Origin of the sequence: Vibrio lentus, assembly GCF_002875945.1 — a bacterium.
GTDB lineage: Bacteria > Pseudomonadota > Gammaproteobacteria > Enterobacterales > Vibrionaceae > Vibrio > Vibrio apostichopi.
In genome coordinates this window covers 1-18,000 of the sequence record NZ_MCZK01000014.1, presented here as the reverse complement: position 1 = coordinate 18,000, position 18,000 = coordinate 1, and the positions used below count along the sequence as shown (strand labels likewise).

The following is an 18,000-nucleotide window of genomic DNA, read 5'->3' as shown; positions in this document are numbered from 1 at the left end:
TTCCGCCACGACCGCAGCAAATCTTTATAGTTATATCGACATTGGTGATTCAATATAACGTTGTTTGTACTTTTTCTTTCACAAAGAAAGAATGGTGGCTACTGCGGGATTCGAACCTGCGACCCCATCATTATGAGTGATGTGCTCTAACCAACTGAGCTAAGTAGCCATCTGAGAGCGAAGTAATATAATATAATCTCGCTTTCAATGCCATTATCTTTTTAAAGATAATTACACTTTAAATTGTGGCTGGGCTACCTGGATTCGAACCAGGGAATGCTGGCATCAAAAGCCAGTGCCTTACCGCTTGGCGATAGCCCAACAGGATATCAATTAAGATATCTAAATAATGGTGCGGTCGGAGAGACTTGAACTCTCACACCTCTCGGCGCCAGAACCTAAATCTGGTGCGTCTACCAATTCCGCCACGACCGCTTTATTTCCTAAAAACTCTTTGTTGTCAAAAGACATACGTTTAATAACAAACAGAGTGCTTAGGAAATGGTGGCTACTGCGGGATTCGAACCTGCGACCCCATCATTATGAGTGATGTGCTCTAACCAACTGAGCTAAGTAGCCATTTCCAAATTGTTGCTCATTTCGATACGTTGCCGCTTCGTTGTGAACGGGGCGCATTATGCGGAGTTGAGTGAAACCCGTCAACTTTTTTTTTGAATAAATCACGAATAAACATCTGTTCGGTTTCTTTTTAGTCAAAGAGGCGTATTTGTCAGCAAAAAATAGGTTCAAATACCGATATATATAGGAAGTTAAGTTTTGGATAAGAAGCTCTTTAGAAAGAGCGAAAACGAAAAAGGCCAGTGAATTCACTGGCCTTTTATTAGATGTTTATCGGTAATTAAACGTTGAAACGGAAGTGAACAACATCGCCATCTTTAACGATGTATTCTTTGCCTTCAAGACGCCATTTACCTGCATCTTTTGCTCCGCTTTCACCGCCAAATTCGATGAAATGTTCGTAACCAACTACTTCTGCACGGATGAAACCTTTCTCGAAGTCGGTGTGGATCTTACCGGCTGCTTGCGGTGCTGTTGCTCCAATAGGAATAGTCCAAGCGCGAACTTCTTTAACACCCGCTGTGAAGTAAGTTTGAAGAGTCAGTAGCTCGTAACCAGAGCGGATCACTCGGTTAAGGCCTGGTTCTTCGATACCCATGTCAGCTAGGAACTCTTCGCGATCTTCGTCGTCAAGCTCAGAAAGCTCAGATTCGATTGCAGCACATACAGCAACAACAACGTTGTTCTCTTTTTCTGCATACTCACGAACTGCATCTAGGTAAGGGTTGTTTTCGAAACCATCTTCAGCAACGTTTGCGATGTACATTGTTGGCTTAAGCGTTAGGAAGTTAAGGTAGTCGATTGCTGCGAGTTCTTCTTTGCCCAGTTCAACAGTACGAGCCATACCACCTTCAGTCAGGATCGGTAGTAGCTTTTCAAGAACTGTAGTTTCAAACTTAGCGTCTTTATCTCCGCCTTTTGCTTTTTTAGCATTACGGAAGATCGCACGTTCACAGCTATCTAGATCGGCAAGAGCAAGCTCAAGGTTGATCACTTCGATATCTTCGATAGGAGATACTTTGCCAGAAACGTGAACGATGTTTTCGTTTTCAAAGCAGCGTACAACGTGACCGATAGCGTCAGTTTCACGGATGTTAGCTAGGAATTTGTTACCTAGACCTTCACCTTTAGATGCGCCAGCAACTAGGCCTGCGATGTCTACGAATTCCATTGTCGTTGGAAGGATCTTCTGTGGATTAACAATTTTTGCTAATGCATCTAAGCGTAGATCTGGAACCGGAACGATACCTGTGTTTGGTTCGATCGTACAAAATGGAAAGTTTGCTGCTTCGATGCCTGCTTTAGTCAGTGCGTTAAACAGAGTTGACTTACCAACGTTTGGTAGACCAACGATGCCACATTTAAAACCCATGATATAAACCTTATTCTGCTTTGAACGTATGTAAGCGATTTTGTGCTTTTGGTAGGCCATCTTTTAATAAGATGTCTAGGCTGCGAACCGATTCGTCAACGACAGCCTCGATACACTCTTGCTCTTTCGCAGGAGCTTTGCCTAATACATAACCTGCAACTTTATCTTTGTGTCCCGGATGGCCAATGCCTAACCTAAGACGATAGAATTCTTTATTGTTACCCTGCTTGCTGATGATGTCTTTTAGGCCATTGTGCCCGCCATGACCACCACCTTTTTTAAACTTACCAATACCAGGAGGGAGGTCTAACTCATCGTGAGCCACCATGATCTCTTCTGGTTTAATTTGGTAGAACTTTGCCAGTGCTGCAACAGCTTTCCCGGATAAGTTCATAAAAGTCGTTGGGATCAGCAAACGAAGATCTTCACCATGAACCATGATACGACCCGTTAGGCCAAAGAACTTTGGTTCGTTCTTCAGTGTCACGTTGTGTACACGTGCTAATTCTTCAACTACCCAAGCACCCGCATTGTGGCGAGTTTTGGCGTATTCTGGACCTGGATTAGCCAGTCCAACGAGAAGTTTTATTTGTTGGCTCAAGGTATGGATCTCTCTTGGGATTTCAAAAAGCGCCGTATGATATCACAGTTTATGAAAAAGGTGCGAGCTAGCTGATAGCAACTCAATGATTCGAAACTGTGGTCAAATTAACTTTGTGGTCGTTATACCAATCGTAGTAAATAACTGGTCACCCTAGCTGGTTAAAATGCTCGATAACTGCGTTATAATTTTTGATTGTAGAATAACTATTTATCAAAAAATTACGCCTTGTTCTCAAGCTTTTTTCCTGCGCTATTTCTGAACACTTACTTACTGTGATTGGTATTAGATATAAAAAAAGCACTTCATCGAATGAAGTGCTTAATATCTTTTCAGATTGTTCTGCTAAAGCAAAGCTATAGAGCTTTGATTAGTTGAACATCGCAGAGATAGACTCTTCGTTGCTGATACGACGAATCGCTTCAGCAAGCATGCGAGAAAGGCTTAGTTCAGTCACTTTACCTGTCGCAGCCATCTCTGGAGAAAGCTTGATTGAATCAGTAACAATAACTTGGTCAAGAACTGAATTACGGATGTTTTCTGCAGCAGTACCAGAGAATACAGCGTGAGTTGCGTAAGCGAATACACGCTTAGCACCGCGCTCTTTAAGCGCTTCAGCTGCTTTACATAGTGTGCCACCAGTATCGATCATGTCATCAACGATAACACAGTCACGACCTTCAACATCACCGATTAGGTTCATTACTTCAGAAACGTTAGCACGTGGACGACGCTTATCAACGATAGCGATGTCAACATCACCTAGCGCTTTAGCTGTAGCACGAGCACGTACAACACCACCAAGGTCTGGAGAAACCACAACTGGGTTTTCTAGGCCACGGTTAGCCATATCTTCTAGAAGAACTGGAGTGCCGAAAATGTTATCAACAGGTACATCGAAGAAGCCTTGGATTTGCTCTGCGTGTAGGTCGATAGTCAAAACGCGGTCAACACCAACGTTAGAAAGGAAATCTGCAACAACTTTTGCAGTAATAGGCACACGAGCAGAACGTACACGACGATCTTGACGGGCATAACCGAAGTAAGGGATTACAGCAGTAATACGGCCAGCAGAAGCACGGCGCATTGCGTCAATCATTACCACCAATTCCATAAGGTTGTCATTGGTTGGTGCACAAGTTGATTGAATCAGGAATACATCGCTACCACGAACGTTTTCATTGATTTGTACAGCGACTTCGCCATCAGAAAAACGGTCTACAGTAGCATCTCCAAGAGAGATGTATAGACGATCAGCAATACGTTGGGCTAGTTCAGGTGTTGCGTTACCAGCAAATAGCTTCATATCAGGCACGGTGGAAACCTCGGGTTGCGTCCAGTTTTAAATAGATTGTGGGTGGGCTGATTGGTATTCAGCCAAAGTTTCTTTTAAAGGAGAAATGTTTCGTCCTCTCGCGACAAACGCGGAAACTGTGTCAGGCAGTTGCTCTAGCACCGATTCAGCTTCTTTTTTGCTGCTAAATTCAGCAAAAACGCATGAACCCGTACCAGTCAATCTCGACGGCGCGTATTGTAGCAGCCATGAAAGTTGCTTATCAACCTCTGGGTACAGCATTCGCACAATTTTTTCGCAATCGTTTACGTATTCTTGCTCTAGAAGCGTTGATAGTGCTCGCTTCGGCGTATTTCGAGTTAATTCTGAATGTGTGAATATGTCTACAGTTGCTATGCTCACTTGAGGTTTAACAACGAGATACCATTTTTCATCCGGATTAGCGGGTTGTAATTGCTCACCAACACCTTCAGCAAAGGCGGCGTGTCCTCGTACAAACACAGGAACGTCTGCACCAAGCTTTAAGCCAATCTCTGCTAACTGATCATCGCACAGGTTGAGTTGCCATAAATGGTTGAGAGCGACTAACACGGTTGCAGCATTTGAAGAACCTCCGCCAATGCCACCTCCCATAGGAAGCACTTTCTTTAACTCAATATCCGCGCCGAAAGTCGTCGATGTATATTGTTGAAGGGCAGTTGCGGCTTTCCAAATTAGGTTATCTTCTGTCGCAACCCCTGGAATCTCAGGTGTGATAGTTATTGAGCTTGTTTCTCGGTTTGCGGTAACCGTAAGTTCATCACCAAAGTCGACAAACTGAAATAGGGTCTGAAGTTCGTGATAGCCATTATCGCGTCGGCCAGTAATATAGAGAAATAAATTCAGCTTAGCTGGCGAAGGCCAGTGCGTTGGCGTTGTTATCATTTTTTCAGTGTCCACTTCGAAACTACAATGTTGATTTTGTTCTCGCCTTGCTTGAATGACAATCGAGTAGGGAGGGGAATTGTCTCTACCTTTGCGTTGTCTTCATCTGATAGTTGCTTACTCGGCATCTCTGTATTGCGATAGTTGGCAAAATTCAGTGTCCATAATTGACGGCTAACTTGTTTAGACAGAGATTCAAGCGTGTTGGTGCTGTTGAGTTGGTAGCTATCTGCTTGGTCGGGAATACCAAGGAACCATTGCGGCAGGTGATCAATGGGGATCTGCAGTCCAGTAAGTTGCTCTACCAACACAGATGCACTTGCATGGGTGAATACCTGATCATCATAAGTGACTACCTTGGCACCCGAGCTGTCAATCGTGAGGTTCAAGGCGGTTTGACCAAGGAAAGTGGTCAGTCTCAATTGGCTTTGATTTGGGGAGTGCTTCCAAATGAAGTTAAGGCTTTGGCGTTGCTCTGGAGAAATGTAAGCGAGCTTGCCTGAGGCTTGGTAGTTTTCTATCTTCAGAAGACGGTTTTGGTGACTTTGCCACTCAACGCTGGTCGGTTGTTCTGGTATAGACGAGCAACCCACCATAATTATGGTCATAAAAATAAGAGACGTGATTTTACGAAGCTTGCTCATATTTGCTCACAACTTGTTCAAATTTATCTAAAAAACGCTTCAACTATAGCATTGAATTCACGAACTCAGGAAAACAAATCCCGCTTGCTCTTTAAATAGAGCCATGCATCAAGTAAAATTCGCCCCTTGTTTCCATTCCCTGATCGAGAACTTCTGATACATGTCTTTGCTTGCCGTAGGTATCAATCACAATACAGCGTCGGTTGAATTGCGAGAAAAAGTCGCTTTTGGTCCAGATAAATTATCTGAGGCACTCAAGCAACTTAACGCAAATGCACACGTAAATGGAAGTGTCATACTTTCTACCTGTAATCGAACTGAAGTGTATTGTGACGTCAAAGGCGTGGCAAAAAACAAGTTGATCGATTGGCTGTCTGTATTTCATCAAGTTAGTCCTGAAGAATTAAAACCGAGTATCTATATCCATGAAGAACAAGCCGCGATTAAGCACTTAATGCGCGTTGCCTGTGGTTTGGACTCTTTGGTTTTGGGCGAGCCGCAAATTCTTGGTCAGGTAAAACAGGCTTACACCGATTCGCGAGAGAACAAATCTGTTGATGCTTCAATGGAAAAACTGTTCCAGAAATCATTTTCTGTTGCGAAGCGAGTTCGAACAGAAACCGAAATCGGTGGCAGTGCGGTTTCTGTTGCTTACGCGGCCTGTACGTTAGCTAAACACATCTTTGAATCGATTGCTGAATCAACGGTGTTGTTGGTGGGTGCGGGAGAAACCATTGAACTGGTGGCTAAACACTTGTCAGCCAATGGTTGTACCAAGATGATCGTTGCTAACCGTACTCGTGAGCGAGCTTTAGGGCTTGCCAAAGAGTTTGGTGCTGAGGTCATTAGCTTGAATGAGATCCCTGATCATCTGCATCGAGCGGATATCGTGATCAGTTCAACCGCAAGCCCACTGCCAATTATTGGTAAAGGCATGGTTGAAACGGCGCTTAAGCAAAGAAAACATCAGCCGATGTTGTTGGTTGATATTGCAGTGCCTCGTGATGTTGAGTCTCAGGTCGGCGAACTGAGTGATGCTTACCTGTATTCAGTTGATGATCTTCAGTCGATCGTTGATGGTAATATCGAGCAACGTAAAGTTGAAGCGATTCAGGCTGAAGCAATCGTCAGTGAAGAAAGCGCCGCGTTCATGAGTTGGATGCGATCACTGCAAGCGGTAGACAGTATTCGTGATTACCGTAAATCGGCCAATGAAATCCGAGAAGAATTATTAAGTAAGAGTTTACAATCACTTGCTGCTGGCGGTGACCCTGAGAAAGTCTTACTCGAGCTAAGTAATAAGCTCACAAACAAATTGATCCATGCTCCAACGCGTGCACTTCAAAGTGCAGCTGAGCAAGGAGAACCTGCAAAATTAATGGTCATTAGACAGAGTTTGGGTCTAGAAAACCCTCAATAATATTCGACCTCCAACAGAATAAGACATTATGAAAGCCTCGATTCTAATAAAGCTTGAAACACTTGTTGAACGCTATGAAGAAGTTCAACATCTACTTGGTGATCCCGATGTACTTGGGAATCAAGATAAATTCCGTGCCTTGTCAAAAGAGTATTCTCAATTAGAAGAGGTGACGGGGTGCTTTAAATCATACCAGCAAGCTCAAGAAGATTTAGAAGCTGCTGAAGAGATGGCAAATGAAGACGACGCAGAAATGCGTGAAATGGCTCAAGAAGAAATCAAAGATGCGAAAGCGAACATTGAACGTCTGACTGATGAGCTGCAAATTCTTCTGATTCCAAAAGATCCAAACGATGAACGTAACTGTTTCTTAGAGATTCGTGCCGGCGCAGGTGGTGATGAAGCGGGTATCTTTGCGGGTAACCTTTTCCGTATGTACTCTAAGTTTGCCGAGAAGAAAGGCTGGCGCGTCGAAGTGATGAGCAGCAATGTTTCAGAACAGGGCGGCTTTAAAGAGATGATCGCTAAAATCAGTGGCGACGCTGTTTACGGCACCATGAAGTTTGAGTCTGGCGGTCACCGTGTACAACGTGTGCCTGAGACTGAATCTCAAGGTCGTGTTCATACATCAGCATGTACCGTTGCGGTTATGCCTGAGATCCCAGAAGCGGATCTACCAGAAATCAAAGCGGGCGATCTTAAGATTGATACTTTCCGTGCATCTGGCGCGGGTGGTCAGCACGTTAACACCACGGATTCAGCAATCCGTATTACTCACTTACCAACAGGTACAGTAGTAGAGTGTCAAGACGAGCGTTCTCAGCATAAAAACAAAGCGAAAGCGATGGCTGTTCTAGCGGCTCGTATCGTTCAAGCTGAAGAAGAGCGTCGTGCTGCTGCGATTTCAGATACACGTCGTAACCTATTAGGCTCTGGTGACCGTAGTGACCGTATTCGTACGTACAACTACCCTCAAGGCCGTGTTTCTGACCACCGCATCAACTTAACTATCTACCGCCTGAACGAAGTTCTGGAAGGTGATATGCAAAGCCTGCTTGATCCTGTTCTACAAGAGCACCAAGCCGATCAACTAGCAGCACTTGCTGAGCACAACTAATTACTATGCAGTCAGCATATACGGTTGAAAGTGCTTTAAAGTCAGCAATCGTACAGCTTCAAGAGGGCGGTAACACATCGCCCTCGATTGATGCTGCGGTACTGCTTTGTCACGCCTTAGATAAACCTAGATCTTACCTACTGACTTGGCCTGAGAAGCATCTCACTTCAGAACAAGAATCCGAATTCCATACCCTTCTAAAACGTCGTTTAACCGGTGAGCCAGTGGCTTATATTGTTGGTGAGCGTGAGTTTTGGTCGCTGCCGTTAAAAGTCTCTCCTTCTACTTTAATCCCACGTCCAGATACGGAACGTTTGGTTGAAGTAGCGTTAGACAAAACGTATGGCAAGCAAGGTGCGATTCTCGATTTAGGAACGGGTACTGGTGCGATTGCTTTGGCATTGGCGTCTGAGATGCCGAACAGACAAGTGACGGGTATTGATCTTCGCCCTGAAGCGCAGCAACTTGCGACAGAAAACGCTCAGCGATTAAATATCACTAACGCCACTTTTTTACATGGCAGTTGGTTTGAGCCTTTGAACTCAGCAAGTTCTGGAGAAGAAGCTATAAAGTTTTCGTTGATTGTCTCGAACCCACCGTACATTGAGAAGAATGACCCTCATTTATCTCAAGGTGATGTGCGTTTTGAACCAATCACAGCATTAGTAGCTGAAGAGAAAGGTTTAGCTGATATTCGATACATTTCTGAAAACGCACGACGCTTTTTGGAAAACGAAGGTTGGTTGGCATTTGAACACGGTTATGACCAAGGCTTGGCGGTACGTGAGATAATGCAACAACTGGGCTACTTGGATGTGGTTACAGAAAAAGATTACGGTGGTAATGACCGAGTGACATTGGGTCGTTACTGTTCATAGTGATTGTTCATCGGCTGCTGTTAATCATCTTGTGAGCAATAGATGATGAACTGGCTAAATTGATACCTTTAACTCGAAAATACACTTAACTCGATAATGCATTTAACGCAGAAATACAGAGAATTAACGCAGAAATGCAGGGCATTAACGGGTATTGTGTGGCTCGTATTAACGAAAGCACATATAAAAATATAAAGGAATACCATGTACGAAGGTTTAAAACATTTTCACCTACTCACGATTGCTATAAGCGCGCTACTTCTTTCGATCCGTTTCGCTCTGATGATGGCTAACTCACCGAAGCTTAAGCATCCTTTCTTGCAGCGTTTCCCTCATATCAATGACTCGCTACTGTTGCTATCGGGCATTGGTTTGATTTTTATTACTGGCTTTATTCCCTTTACACCAGCGGCACCATGGTTAACTGAAAAACTAACCTGTGTAATGGCTTACATCGCATTGGGCTTCTTTGCGCTTAAGTTAGGTAAGAACAAGCTATTGAGAGTTTTCTCATTCTTTGGCGCTCTAGGCTGGCTAGCAATGGCAGGCAAAATCGCAATGACAAAGACTCCAACATTTTTCGGTTAATGACGTATGTACGAATTTTTTGATGAAGACTTTGATCAGCTAGAACTTGCTGAAGGCGCATTGATCTTAAACAAGGCCATTGACCCTGAAACTCAAGATAGCTGGGCAGAGCAAGAACTCGCAAGATTATTAAAAGACGCTGAGTTTGCGTTAGTTAATGAAACCGACGAGCAACAGAAGTTTGAATCTTTTATTCGACTATTCTTTTACGAGTGGGGCTTCGCAGGCGATAAAGACGCTTACTTCTCATCGGAAAACGCGTTTATCGATAAAGTACTTGAGAGAAAGAAAGGGATCCCTGTCAGTCTTGGGGCAATCTTCCTTTTTCTTGGTCGCAAGCTAGGCTTTCCTGTAGAGGGTGTCTCTTTTCCGACTCAGTTTTTGCTTAAAGTCAGTTGGTATGGCCAAACTCCGGTCTATATTAATCCTTACAATGGCGAGTATGTTGGTCAGCAAACATTGCGAGCATGGTTAATTGGCCATGATGGCCCATTGGCTAAGCTGAAAAGTGAGCATTTAAAAGTCGCAGACCACCCAACCATTATTGGTAAGTGGTTGGCTTTATTGAAAAGTGCACTGCTGAGAGAAGAGCGTTATACGCTTGCATTGAAGTGTACTGATCTTGCGTTAACGTTTGTGCCGGATGATCCGTATGAAATCCGTGACCGTGGTTTCATCTATCAGCAACTGGATTGTCACCAGATTGCCGCCACCGATTATCAGTACTTTATTGATCAATGCCCAGATGACCCTGCATCTGAGTTACTTAAATCTCAAGTGAATGTCATGACGGAAAAAACCGTCGTCGTTCACTAGTTAATTATTATTTAGAGAGAATATGATGGAACAGAAAATAGTTCATATTGGCGATATGCCAATTGCTAACGATAAGCCATTTACGCTATTTGCGGGCATGAACGTTCTTGAATCTCGCGATCTAGCGATGCAGATCTGTGAGCACTACGTGAAAGTAACAGAGAAGCTGGGCATCCCTTATGTATTTAAGGCGTCTTTTGATAAAGCGAACCGCAGCTCTGTTCACTCATACCGTGGTCCTGGCATGGAAGAAGGTCTTAAAATCTTCCAAGAGCTGAAAGATACCTTTGGCGTGAAGATCATCACTGATATTCACACTGAAGCACAAGCTCAGCCTGTTGCTGATGTGGTTGATGTAATCCAGCTTCCTGCGTTCCTTGCTCGTCAAACTGATCTTGTTGAAGCAATGGCTAAGACTGGTGCGGTTATCAATGTGAAGAAGCCTCAGTTCATGAGCCCGGATCAAGTAGGTAACATCGTTGATAAGTTCGCTGAGTGCGGCAACGAGAACATCATTCTTTGTGAACGTGGTTCTTGCATGGGTTATGACAACTTAGTTGTTGATATGCTTGGTTTTGGTGTAATGAAAAAATCATCAAACGGCAGCCCAATCATCTTTGATGTGACTCACGCGCTTCAAATGCGTGACCCTTCAGGTGCAGCATCTGGCGGTCGTCGTGAGCAAACTGTTGAGCTTGCTAAAGCGGGTATTGCTACTGGCATTGCTGGTCTGTTCCTTGAGGCACACCCGAACCCAGATCAAGCGCGTTGTGATGGCCCATCAGCTCTACCACTAGATAAGCTAGAGCCGTTCTTGAAGCAGATGAAGGCACTTGATGACCTTATCAAAGGCTTTGAGCATATTGATATTAAATAATTGAGATGGATGTGAAGTAATGGAAACGTTATTTCACAAAAGTTGATCTAAGAAAGCCCAGTTCTTTGAATTGGGCTTTTTTTTATCTCGCAAAAGCAGCCGAACATAAACCGTTCATTTAAAGAGTTGTTAACGAGGTGGGTTATTACCTAAGAAACTCGTATATGAGTGTGAGGTCAGTCCTGTTTGCAGTAAATTGCTGATGTTCATCACACTTTGTAAGTAAACGATTGCTTGTGATGCAGGGGAAGTTTGAGTGTAATCTCATAATTTTGTTACACTTAACTGCTGAACTATGCGTGACCAATTCGACATAAATATGAAATCATCATGTTACATCTGAAATGTTAATTTAAGATAAGTGATGTGAAGTCTTATTGTTCGAACTCCAAATAAGGGGTCGCAATAGATCATAAAAAGCAGTGGATTCCCCTAAAAAGTTCAAAGGTATGACAATGAAGCAACGCCTTATTCTAAAGACAGCACTAAGTGCTGCAATCCTAGCTACTCTAGCTGGGTGTGCGTCTCAATCAACTCAAGATTGGAACCAAGACGAAACTTACAAGCTAACGGTTCTACACACTAACGACAACCATGGTCGTTTTTGGCAGAACAAATACGGTGAATACGGCATGTCTGCGCGTAAAACGCTTGTTGATCAACTTCGTGCTGAAGTTGAAGCAGAAGGCGGTAGCGTGTTGCTTCTATCTGGTGGTGACATCAACACTGGTGTGCCAGAGTCAGATCTTCAAGATGCAGAACCTGATTTCAAAGGTATGAATAAAATTGGTTACGATGCAATGGCATTGGGTAACCACGAGTTTGATAACTCATTAGACGTACTACAAAAGCAGATCGACTGGGCTAACTTCCCAATGCTATCTGCAAACATCTACGACAAAGCAACTGGCGAACGTAAGTTCCAAGCTTACGAGATGTTTGAAAAGCAAGGTATCAAGATTGCGGTTATCGGTTTAACAACTGAAGATACGGCAAAAATCGGTAACCCTGAGTTCATCGCGAGCATTGACTTCCGCGACCCTAAAGAAGAAGCGAAGAAGCTGATCGCTGAACTTAAAGAAACAGAGAAGCCAGACTTAATCTTCGCTGTGACTCACATGGGTCACTACGAAAACGGCCAACGTGGTGTTAACGCACCGGGTGATGTAGCACTTGCTCGTTACCTTAACGAAGGCGATCTAGACATGATCGTTGGTGGTCACTCTCAAGAGCCTGTATGTATGGAAGGCCCTAACGTTGCGAAGAAAAACTTCAAGCCGGGTGATGAGTGTAAACCAGACGTACAGAACGGTACTTACATCGTTCAAGCTCACGAGTGGGGCAAGTACGTAGGTCGTGCTGATTACGAATTCCGTAACGGCGAACTAGAGATGGTGAGCTACGATCTGGTTCCAGTTAACCTTAAGAAGAAAGTTAAGATTGACGGTAAGAAACAACGTGTTCTTATTCAAGATGAAATCGCACAAGACCCAGAGCTACTTGAATTCCTACGTCCTTTCCAAGAGCAAGGCCAAGCACAGCTAGAAGTTCAAATTGCTGAGACAAATGGCAAGCTTGAAGGCGATCGTAACGTGGTTCGTTTCCAACAAACTAACCTAGGCCGTTTGATTGCGACTTCTCACATGGAGCGTGCACAAGCAGACTTCGCTGTGATGAATTCTGGTGGTGTTCGTGACTCAATTGAAGCGGGCAACGTGACTTACAAAGATGTACTGAAGGTACAACCTTTTGCAAACATCCTGACTTACACAGACATGACAGGTAAAGAAGTTCTAGATTACCTAAATGTTGTGGCGACGAAACCAATCGACTCTGGTGCTTACGCACAGTTCGCTGGCATTTCAATGACAGTAACGAACGGTGAAGTATCGAACGTATTCATCGGTGGCAAACAGCTTCGTTTAGACGAAACATACCGCTTCACAGTGCCAAGCTTCAACGCGGCTGGTGGTGACGGTTACCCTAAACTTTCTGACCACCCTGGTTACGTGAACACAGGTTTTGTTGATGCTGAAGTACTGAAAGAGTACCTAGAAGCGAACAGCCCGGTTGACGTGAACAAGTACGCACCGTCAGGTCAAATGGTTTACAAGTAATTGACCCCAGTTAATTGAATCATTAGGTGCTAAATTAGATTGACTCTAGCACCATGATAAATTTAACTAAAGCGACGCCTCGGCGTCGCTTTTTGTTTATCTATCGTTTGGATTTGTTATGACCCCTGCAATCAATCTTGCCAAGAAAAAGAAAATCGCTCATACCGTGCATCAGTATCATCACGATGCAAACAACACCAACTATGGGTTAGAGGCGGTTGAAGCTCTGGGGCAGGATCCCAAACGCGTGTTCAAAACGCTTTTATTTTGTTTGAACGGCGTCGCTAAAGATTTGGCTGTAGCTGTTATTCCTGTCGACCAGAAGCTAAATCTTAAGCTTGCAGCTAAAGCGGCGAACGGTAAAAAAGCAGAGATGGCCAATCCTGATATTGCACAGAAAACCACAGGTTATGTTGTGGGTGGAATCAGTCCGCTTGGTCAGAAAAAAGCATTACCTACTTTTGTCCATTCCAGCGCTACCAGTTTTGAAACGATATGTGTGAGTGCAGGGAAGCGAGGGCTAGAAATTGAGTTAGCTCCAAAAGACTTAGCGATGCTGACACGAGGCCAGTTTGCTGATCTATGTTTATAGGTTGTCGTCGTCATGATGATAAAACTATCGAATGACAAACAAGAACGCCCGCTAGACTAATCTAGCGGGCGTTTTTATATCGAGTGTCTCGTCTTACTGATTCTGACTACTTCTTAAGGCCTAATGTCCCACCAACGCGTTTTGCTGCTGGTTTATTTGGTCTGTTTGAATCTTGATTACGGTTTGCTGGCTTACCGCTTCTACGATCGTTATTGTCGCGGTCTGTGCGATTGCGATCTGAGCTGTTTCGATCTGAATTTGAACGCTCTGAACGAGAGTTCGATTTCCAGTTCTCGGTGTTGCCGCCGCTTTCACTATTCGACGAATTACGACCACGCTTCGAGTTTGGCGCATGGCGGAATTCATCCGCGTTATTACCACGATAGGTGCGAGTACGATTCTCGTTTTGATTACGTCGCGCTGTTGAGGTTTGATTTTCCTCACGGCTATCAAATAACTTAGCATCGGTTGCTTTGCGGATTCGCTGACCTTTTGCGTTGATTTTTGATGCATCTTCAGTGCTCACTGAACCTTCACACATCGCTAATATCTCTGCGATTTCTTCTTCACTTAGGTAGCGCCACTTTCCGTTTGGAATGCCATCAAGTGAGATGTTCATAATACGTACGCGACGTAGTTTGAATACTTCATAGCCTAACGCTTCACACATACGGCGGATCTGACGGTTAAGGCCTTGAGTTAGCGTAATTCGGAATGAGAATTTAGTCTCTTTCTCGACATTACATGGCAAGGTAACCGTATCCAAAATAGGAACACCTGAAGCCATTTTCTTCAAGAACTCTGTCGTGATCGGCTTATCTACACGAACCACGTACTCTTTTTCGTGATTGTTACCTGCACGCAGAATCTTATTCACGATGTCGCCATCGTTGGTCAGGAAGATAAGGCCATCAGAAGGCTTATCTAGGCGACCAATAGGGAAGATACGCTTGTGGTGGCCAATGAAGTCGACGATGTTGCCAGGAATATCACGCTCAGTTGTACAGGTAATGCCGGTCGGTTTATTGAGGGCAATGTAGATAGGCTTTTCTTTTGAAAGTACTGGCTTGTTGTCGATCTCAACATCATCACCTGGCAATACTTTCGTTCCCATCTCAGGGATCTTGCCATTAATAGTAACTCGGCCTGCATCGATCAATTTGTCTGCTTCACGACGTGAACAAAAACCAGTTTCACTGATGTATTTATTAAGGCGTTTAGCTTGGGATTCTTGTGACATGATATTCTCTTAGCGTTTCACAACGGAAATATAGATAAACAAAAAGCAACTATGGAGAGTTGCTTTTACGTTTTAATTCGTTAATTGAGGCAATTTTAACACCTAGTGTGGGCTTCGGCACTAAATATCTATTTTCGGCACTAAACATCAATTGTGGTGTTCAATGTGTTTAGCTGAATGTTCGAAGACGATGGCCTTTTTTCACTAAGCTTCTGATGATTTAGCGAGTCCGTTTTTGGTGACGCTCTCTGTTCTCTAGTTTTTTGTCATTACTCTTTCTGAGCATGACGTAAACGGCTCCAGTACCACCATGAAATTGCTGCGCTGAGTGAACACATTGAACATCATTAATTTGCGATAGCCAATTGGCCACATAGCTTTTCATCATGGCTGGTGGATTCGAGCGTTCGCCCTTACCGTGAACAATAATGACAGTGCGCACATCCATTCTTAAACATTGGCGCAAAAATGAAAGTACTTCGTTACGAGCATCTTTCAATGTTTTCCTGTGGAGATCGAGCTTAGCTTGAATCGGATATTTACCTAAGCGCAGTTTTTTGTACACGCCTTCTTGAACGCCATCTTTTTTATACGCAATAACCTCATCAGGTTTCAGCATTGGAGAGTAGTCGAGAGAGAGGTAATCTTTTTCGTCCTCAGACAGCCACATAGCCGCTTCTCGCTTTGCAAGTTGAGACTCGGTAACTCGATGCACTTTTTGGTGCTCAGCGGTGTCATGGTCGATACGTTTCACATCGCCCATCATTTCTTGGAATAGATCTAAGTCGTCATCATGAGACATGGTGTTCATCTCAAGTTGTAGAAGGGTAGGGTTAGTATACCTAAGTTGTGGCTGGGTTTAAAAATGAAAAAACCGGAGGAGACAAGAGAGGTCAACTCCGGTGCAAAGCGTTTTAACATTTATTTATCAATAAAATGATACTTAAAAGTAAATGATTTAGGCTGAGCGATACTAGTGAGGAGATTTTTCAGTCATAACTTTGTATATGAAGAAGCCTCCATAAAACATCATGAGACCCAGAGCCCCGAATATTACTATCATTGAAGATAGTCCCACTGCATTACCAAATAGGAGTTCTAGCCAAAAGTCCATGTGTATACCTCAAAGTTATATGACATGGCTTAGTGTATTAAGTAGCGTTATCAATTCACTGATCTGGATCAATCCTGTTTCATAAGTTAAATACTTGTTGGTGAGTGTGTGTTTTTCGTCACATTCGCCGTTCGGTTGTACGTCTTTTGTTCGAACGATTCGATATTGTAAAAAAGAGTGAAAAAAGCCCTTGCGGATAAATTCAGAATCCGTATTATACGCTCCATCGACAGGCAATCAGCCAGTTAGATATCTCGGTGAATAGCGCAGCTTGGTAGCGCATCTGGTTTGGGACCAGAGGGTCGGGGGTTCGAATCCCTCTTCACCGACCACATTAAAGAAAGCCGTAGCAGAAATGCTACGGCTTTTTTGCATTTTAACCCTTTGGTTTCTATTTGGTTTGGGACATGAGGGTGGGGCTGGTGCGCCAGTCTGATGGAAGTCTAGCCGCGTCGAATCCCTGCTTAACCGACCGAGATTTAGAAAGCCTGCTCAATGAGCAGGCTTTCGTCGTTTCAGGGTATGGGAAATAGGGTTTGAACCTAGGTGGGGTTCGCCTGATGCTCAAAATAAGCTCTTCACCGCCACATTAAAGAAAGCTGTAGCACTCTCTGTAATAGAAAGGGCTTATGCCTGAGTTTGATGTGGCTAGTTAAGCAGTCTTGGTGAGTAGTTAGCCTCATGGTGTTGCTAAAAGCATGGGCTATTGAACGAACTCATTGGTCGCGACATTATTCTTTACCCAAATTAGAGCCTGCAGTCGATTCTTAACTTTGATTTTCTTAAACGTATTGTGAAGGTGTGCTTTAACCGTATTCTCACTAACATAAAGTGTGTCTGCTATCTGGGTATTAGAAGCCCCATCACCGAGTAGCTTGATGATTTGCTGTTCTCGTTTTGTGAGCTTTAAATAATGAGGGCTGGTTTTCGCACACTGTCTTTCTCTGTAGAAGCTTATGTATTGGTAGATTAGCTTCCTGGTCATCCACATCTCCCCCTGTAAAATGCAGTTAAATCCAGTAACTAGCTTATCAAGTGTGTCAGAGGCAAAAAAAATACCGACCAAATATTGCCACTTTAGCATCTCAGAGTGCGGGAAATCGTTTGGGGTATTGAGCAGCACTTCGTGAACGTCACTTGTCATGTCATCCCTAAGTTCTTGATATTTTTCAGTATGTTGCTTAGTCATCGTTGGGTAATCAATAATGATTAGATTCAATGCTTGGCTTTTTAGTACTGTAGAACTCAGTTTTTCTGGTGGTATGAGTTTGATACTAAGGTTGATTTTCTGTTCGATCGATTCTTTGAGTAGTGTTGATTGTAGGTTGTTCTCTGCAAGCAAAATGGCTTGGTTTTCTCCCATTTTACCCATGTGCAAGCTCCTTATATTCATCCATAACATCCATATTAGACTTTAAAGTTTATAGCACGTGTTGTTATTCCGCTAATCTGACCATTAAAAATATTAATTAATTTAACAATAATTAATAGAACACATGAAGGTGTATTCTATGTTGTACTAGAAGTGTTTGTTTTTTATGATTGTTTTTTTATTTCGCATATTTGAGAAATTATCCATTTTTCGCTGTTAGGATGTATTTCTAGTATTGCTGGGAATTGCTTTATATTTAAGATCAGTGTTGTTGTTCCCCCGTTAACTTTTTGATTATATTCAGAATTAGAACTCGTCTTTAACGATATTAAGTGTGGCGTACTGTTTTTTATTTTCAGTACGATATCTGTCTTGTTTATTGAGCATTGGATGCTATCTAACGTACTAGCGAAAGAGCTCAAGTTCGTTAGGTAAAAGGCTCTTCTCCGCTTAGA

At 43.4% G+C, this 18,000-nt stretch carries 17 protein-coding genes and 5 tRNA genes; 9 read left to right on the top strand and 13 right to left on the bottom strand.

The features are described from left to right. Window positions 1–92: 92 nt before the first annotated feature. The 9 genes from BCT49_RS01505 to lolB all read right to left on the bottom strand — a co-directional run bounded on the left by BCT49_RS01505 (window position 93) and on the right by lolB (window position 5,414). Window positions 93–169 (bottom strand) — tRNA-Met (locus BCT49_RS01505). A 77-nt stretch (window positions 170–246) separates the two neighbouring features. Beyond that, a tRNA-Gln gene (locus tag BCT49_RS01500) sits at window positions 247–321 on the bottom strand. Between the two features lie 29 nt (window positions 322–350). Further along, window positions 351–435: transfer RNA gene (locus BCT49_RS01495), tRNA-Leu, on the bottom strand. A gap of 67 nt (window positions 436–502) precedes the next feature. Continuing rightward, window positions 503–579, bottom strand: a tRNA-Met gene (locus BCT49_RS01490). Between the two features lie 280 nt (window positions 580–859). Then, window positions 860–1,951, bottom strand: coding sequence for a redox-regulated ATPase YchF (ychF, locus tag BCT49_RS01485; protein WP_102433875.1), 1,092 nt, complete (start codon window positions 1,949–1,951; stop codon window positions 860–862). A 10-nt stretch (window positions 1,952–1,961) separates the two neighbouring features. Next, window positions 1,962–2,552: an aminoacyl-tRNA hydrolase gene (gene pth, locus BCT49_RS01480; protein WP_010439162.1), complete on the bottom strand. Its 591-nt coding sequence runs from the start codon at window positions 2,550–2,552 to the stop codon at window positions 1,962–1,964. Between the two features lie 370 nt (window positions 2,553–2,922). Continuing rightward, complete coding sequence (locus tag BCT49_RS01475; RefSeq protein WP_012603389.1) at window positions 2,923–3,867, bottom strand: ribose-phosphate pyrophosphokinase; 945 nt, start codon at window positions 3,865–3,867, stop codon at window positions 2,923–2,925. 27 nt (window positions 3,868–3,894) lie between these two features. Further along, complete coding sequence (gene ispE / locus BCT49_RS01470; RefSeq protein WP_198595801.1) at window positions 3,895–4,770, bottom strand: 4-(cytidine 5'-diphospho)-2-C-methyl-D-erythritol kinase; 876 nt, start codon at window positions 4,768–4,770, stop codon at window positions 3,895–3,897. Further along, window positions 4,767–5,414 (bottom strand): lipoprotein insertase outer membrane protein LolB, encoded by a 648-nt coding sequence (gene lolB / locus BCT49_RS01465; protein ID WP_102433873.1) that lies wholly within the window; start codon window positions 5,412–5,414, stop codon window positions 4,767–4,769. The genes ispE and lolB overlap by 4 nt, the downstream gene beginning before the upstream one ends. A gap of 160 nt (window positions 5,415–5,574) precedes the next feature. Between lolB and hemA the strand changes: the two genes are divergently transcribed. The 8 genes from hemA to ybaK all read left to right on the top strand — a co-directional run bounded on the left by hemA (window position 5,575) and on the right by ybaK (window position 13,819). Then, complete coding sequence (hemA, locus tag BCT49_RS01460; RefSeq protein WP_102433872.1) at window positions 5,575–6,834, top strand: glutamyl-tRNA reductase; 1,260 nt, start codon at window positions 5,575–5,577, stop codon at window positions 6,832–6,834. A 28-nt stretch (window positions 6,835–6,862) separates the two neighbouring features. Further along, window positions 6,863–7,951 carry a peptide chain release factor 1 gene (prfA, locus tag BCT49_RS01455; protein WP_009848728.1) on the top strand — a complete coding sequence of 363 codons (1,089 nt, stop codon included), beginning with the start codon at window positions 6,863–6,865 and terminating at the stop codon, window positions 7,949–7,951. 5 nt (window positions 7,952–7,956) lie between these two features. Continuing rightward, window positions 7,957–8,829 carry a peptide chain release factor N(5)-glutamine methyltransferase gene (prmC, locus tag BCT49_RS01450; RefSeq protein ID WP_102433871.1) on the top strand — a complete coding sequence of 291 codons (873 nt, stop codon included), beginning with the start codon at window positions 7,957–7,959 and terminating at the stop codon, window positions 8,827–8,829. Between the two features lie 204 nt (window positions 8,830–9,033). After that, a complete protein-coding gene (locus BCT49_RS01445) occupies window positions 9,034–9,417 on the top strand; it encodes a SirB2 family protein (protein ID WP_009848726.1) in 384 nt (127 codons plus the stop codon). A gap of 6 nt (window positions 9,418–9,423) precedes the next feature. Next, window positions 9,424–10,233 carry a SirB1 family protein gene (locus BCT49_RS01440; RefSeq protein WP_016791949.1) on the top strand — a complete coding sequence of 270 codons (810 nt, stop codon included), beginning with the start codon at window positions 9,424–9,426 and terminating at the stop codon, window positions 10,231–10,233. Between the two features lie 22 nt (window positions 10,234–10,255). Continuing rightward, the gene (gene kdsA / locus BCT49_RS01435; protein WP_171309284.1) at window positions 10,256–11,110 is read left to right on the top strand and encodes a 3-deoxy-8-phosphooctulonate synthase; all 855 of its coding nucleotides are present in this window, start codon (window positions 10,256–10,258) and stop codon (window positions 11,108–11,110) included. Window positions 11,111–11,565: 455 nt separating this feature from the next. After that, entirely contained in the window at window positions 11,566–13,227 is a 1,662-nt protein-coding gene (gene ushA, locus BCT49_RS01430; RefSeq protein ID WP_029225832.1) for a bifunctional UDP-sugar hydrolase/5'-nucleotidase UshA, read from the top strand. A gap of 118 nt (window positions 13,228–13,345) precedes the next feature. Next, a complete protein-coding gene (gene ybaK, locus BCT49_RS01425) occupies window positions 13,346–13,819 on the top strand; it encodes a Cys-tRNA(Pro) deacylase (RefSeq protein WP_102433870.1) in 474 nt (157 codons plus the stop codon). A 106-nt stretch (window positions 13,820–13,925) separates the two neighbouring features. Here the strand turns inward: ybaK and rluF are convergent, their stop codons facing one another. The 3 genes from rluF to BCT49_RS01410 all read right to left on the bottom strand — a co-directional run bounded on the left by rluF (window position 13,926) and on the right by BCT49_RS01410 (window position 16,173). Further along, window positions 13,926–15,059 carry a 23S rRNA pseudouridine(2604) synthase RluF gene (rluF, locus tag BCT49_RS01420; protein ID WP_102433869.1) on the bottom strand — a complete coding sequence of 378 codons (1,134 nt, stop codon included), beginning with the start codon at window positions 15,057–15,059 and terminating at the stop codon, window positions 13,926–13,928. 220 nt (window positions 15,060–15,279) lie between these two features. After that, window positions 15,280–15,861 (bottom strand): DNA endonuclease SmrA, encoded by a 582-nt coding sequence (gene smrA, locus BCT49_RS01415; RefSeq protein WP_102433868.1) that lies wholly within the window; start codon window positions 15,859–15,861, stop codon window positions 15,280–15,282. Window positions 15,862–16,032: 171 nt separating this feature from the next. Further along, window positions 16,033–16,173, bottom strand: coding sequence for a DUF3149 domain-containing protein (locus BCT49_RS01410; RefSeq protein WP_004736246.1), 141 nt, complete (start codon window positions 16,171–16,173; stop codon window positions 16,033–16,035). Window positions 16,174–16,428: 255 nt separating this feature from the next. Between BCT49_RS01410 and BCT49_RS01405 the strand changes: the two genes are divergently transcribed. Continuing rightward, window positions 16,429–16,505: transfer RNA gene (locus BCT49_RS01405), tRNA-Pro, on the top strand. 371 nt (window positions 16,506–16,876) lie between these two features. On the opposite strand, the gene BCT49_RS01400 is transcribed toward BCT49_RS01405, so the two are convergent. Beyond that, on the bottom strand, window positions 16,877–17,545 hold the full coding sequence (locus tag BCT49_RS01400) for a LuxR C-terminal-related transcriptional regulator (protein WP_102433867.1): 669 nt from the start codon (window positions 17,543–17,545) through the stop codon (window positions 16,877–16,879). Window positions 17,546–18,000 lie beyond the last annotated feature (455 nt).

What these genes read in the sequence shown, in the direction of transcription:
- ychF (WP_102433875.1), bottom strand. Translation starts at nt 1,951, where the DNA reads ATGGGTTTTAAATGTGGCATCGTTGGTCTACCAAACGTTGGTAAGTCA.
- ispE (WP_198595801.1), bottom strand. Translation starts at nt 4,770, where the DNA reads ATGATAACAACGCCAACGCACTGGCCTTCGCCAGCTAAGCTGAATTTA.
- lolB (WP_102433873.1), bottom strand. Translation starts at nt 5,414, where the DNA reads ATGAGCAAGCTTCGTAAAATCACGTCTCTTATTTTTATGACCATAATT.
- hemA (WP_102433872.1), top strand. Translation starts at nt 5,575, where the DNA reads ATGTCTTTGCTTGCCGTAGGTATCAATCACAATACAGCGTCGGTTGAA.
- prfA (WP_009848728.1), top strand. Translation starts at nt 6,863, where the DNA reads ATGAAAGCCTCGATTCTAATAAAGCTTGAAACACTTGTTGAACGCTAT.
- prmC (WP_102433871.1), top strand. Translation starts at nt 7,957, where the DNA reads ATGCAGTCAGCATATACGGTTGAAAGTGCTTTAAAGTCAGCAATCGTA.
- BCT49_RS01445 (WP_009848726.1), top strand. Translation starts at nt 9,034, where the DNA reads ATGTACGAAGGTTTAAAACATTTTCACCTACTCACGATTGCTATAAGC.
- BCT49_RS01440 (WP_016791949.1), top strand. Translation starts at nt 9,424, where the DNA reads ATGTACGAATTTTTTGATGAAGACTTTGATCAGCTAGAACTTGCTGAA.
- kdsA (WP_171309284.1), top strand. Translation starts at nt 10,256, where the DNA reads ATGATGGAACAGAAAATAGTTCATATTGGCGATATGCCAATTGCTAAC.
- ushA (WP_029225832.1), top strand. Translation starts at nt 11,566, where the DNA reads ATGAAGCAACGCCTTATTCTAAAGACAGCACTAAGTGCTGCAATCCTA.
- ybaK (WP_102433870.1), top strand. Translation starts at nt 13,346, where the DNA reads ATGACCCCTGCAATCAATCTTGCCAAGAAAAAGAAAATCGCTCATACC.
- rluF (WP_102433869.1), bottom strand. Translation starts at nt 15,059, where the DNA reads ATGTCACAAGAATCCCAAGCTAAACGCCTTAATAAATACATCAGTGAA.
- smrA (WP_102433868.1), bottom strand. Translation starts at nt 15,861, where the DNA reads ATGTCTCATGATGACGACTTAGATCTATTCCAAGAAATGATGGGCGAT.
- BCT49_RS01410 (WP_004736246.1), bottom strand. Translation starts at nt 16,173, where the DNA reads ATGGACTTTTGGCTAGAACTCCTATTTGGTAATGCAGTGGGACTATCT.
- BCT49_RS01400 (WP_102433867.1), bottom strand. Translation starts at nt 17,545, where the DNA reads ATGGGTAAAATGGGAGAAAACCAAGCCATTTTGCTTGCAGAGAACAAC.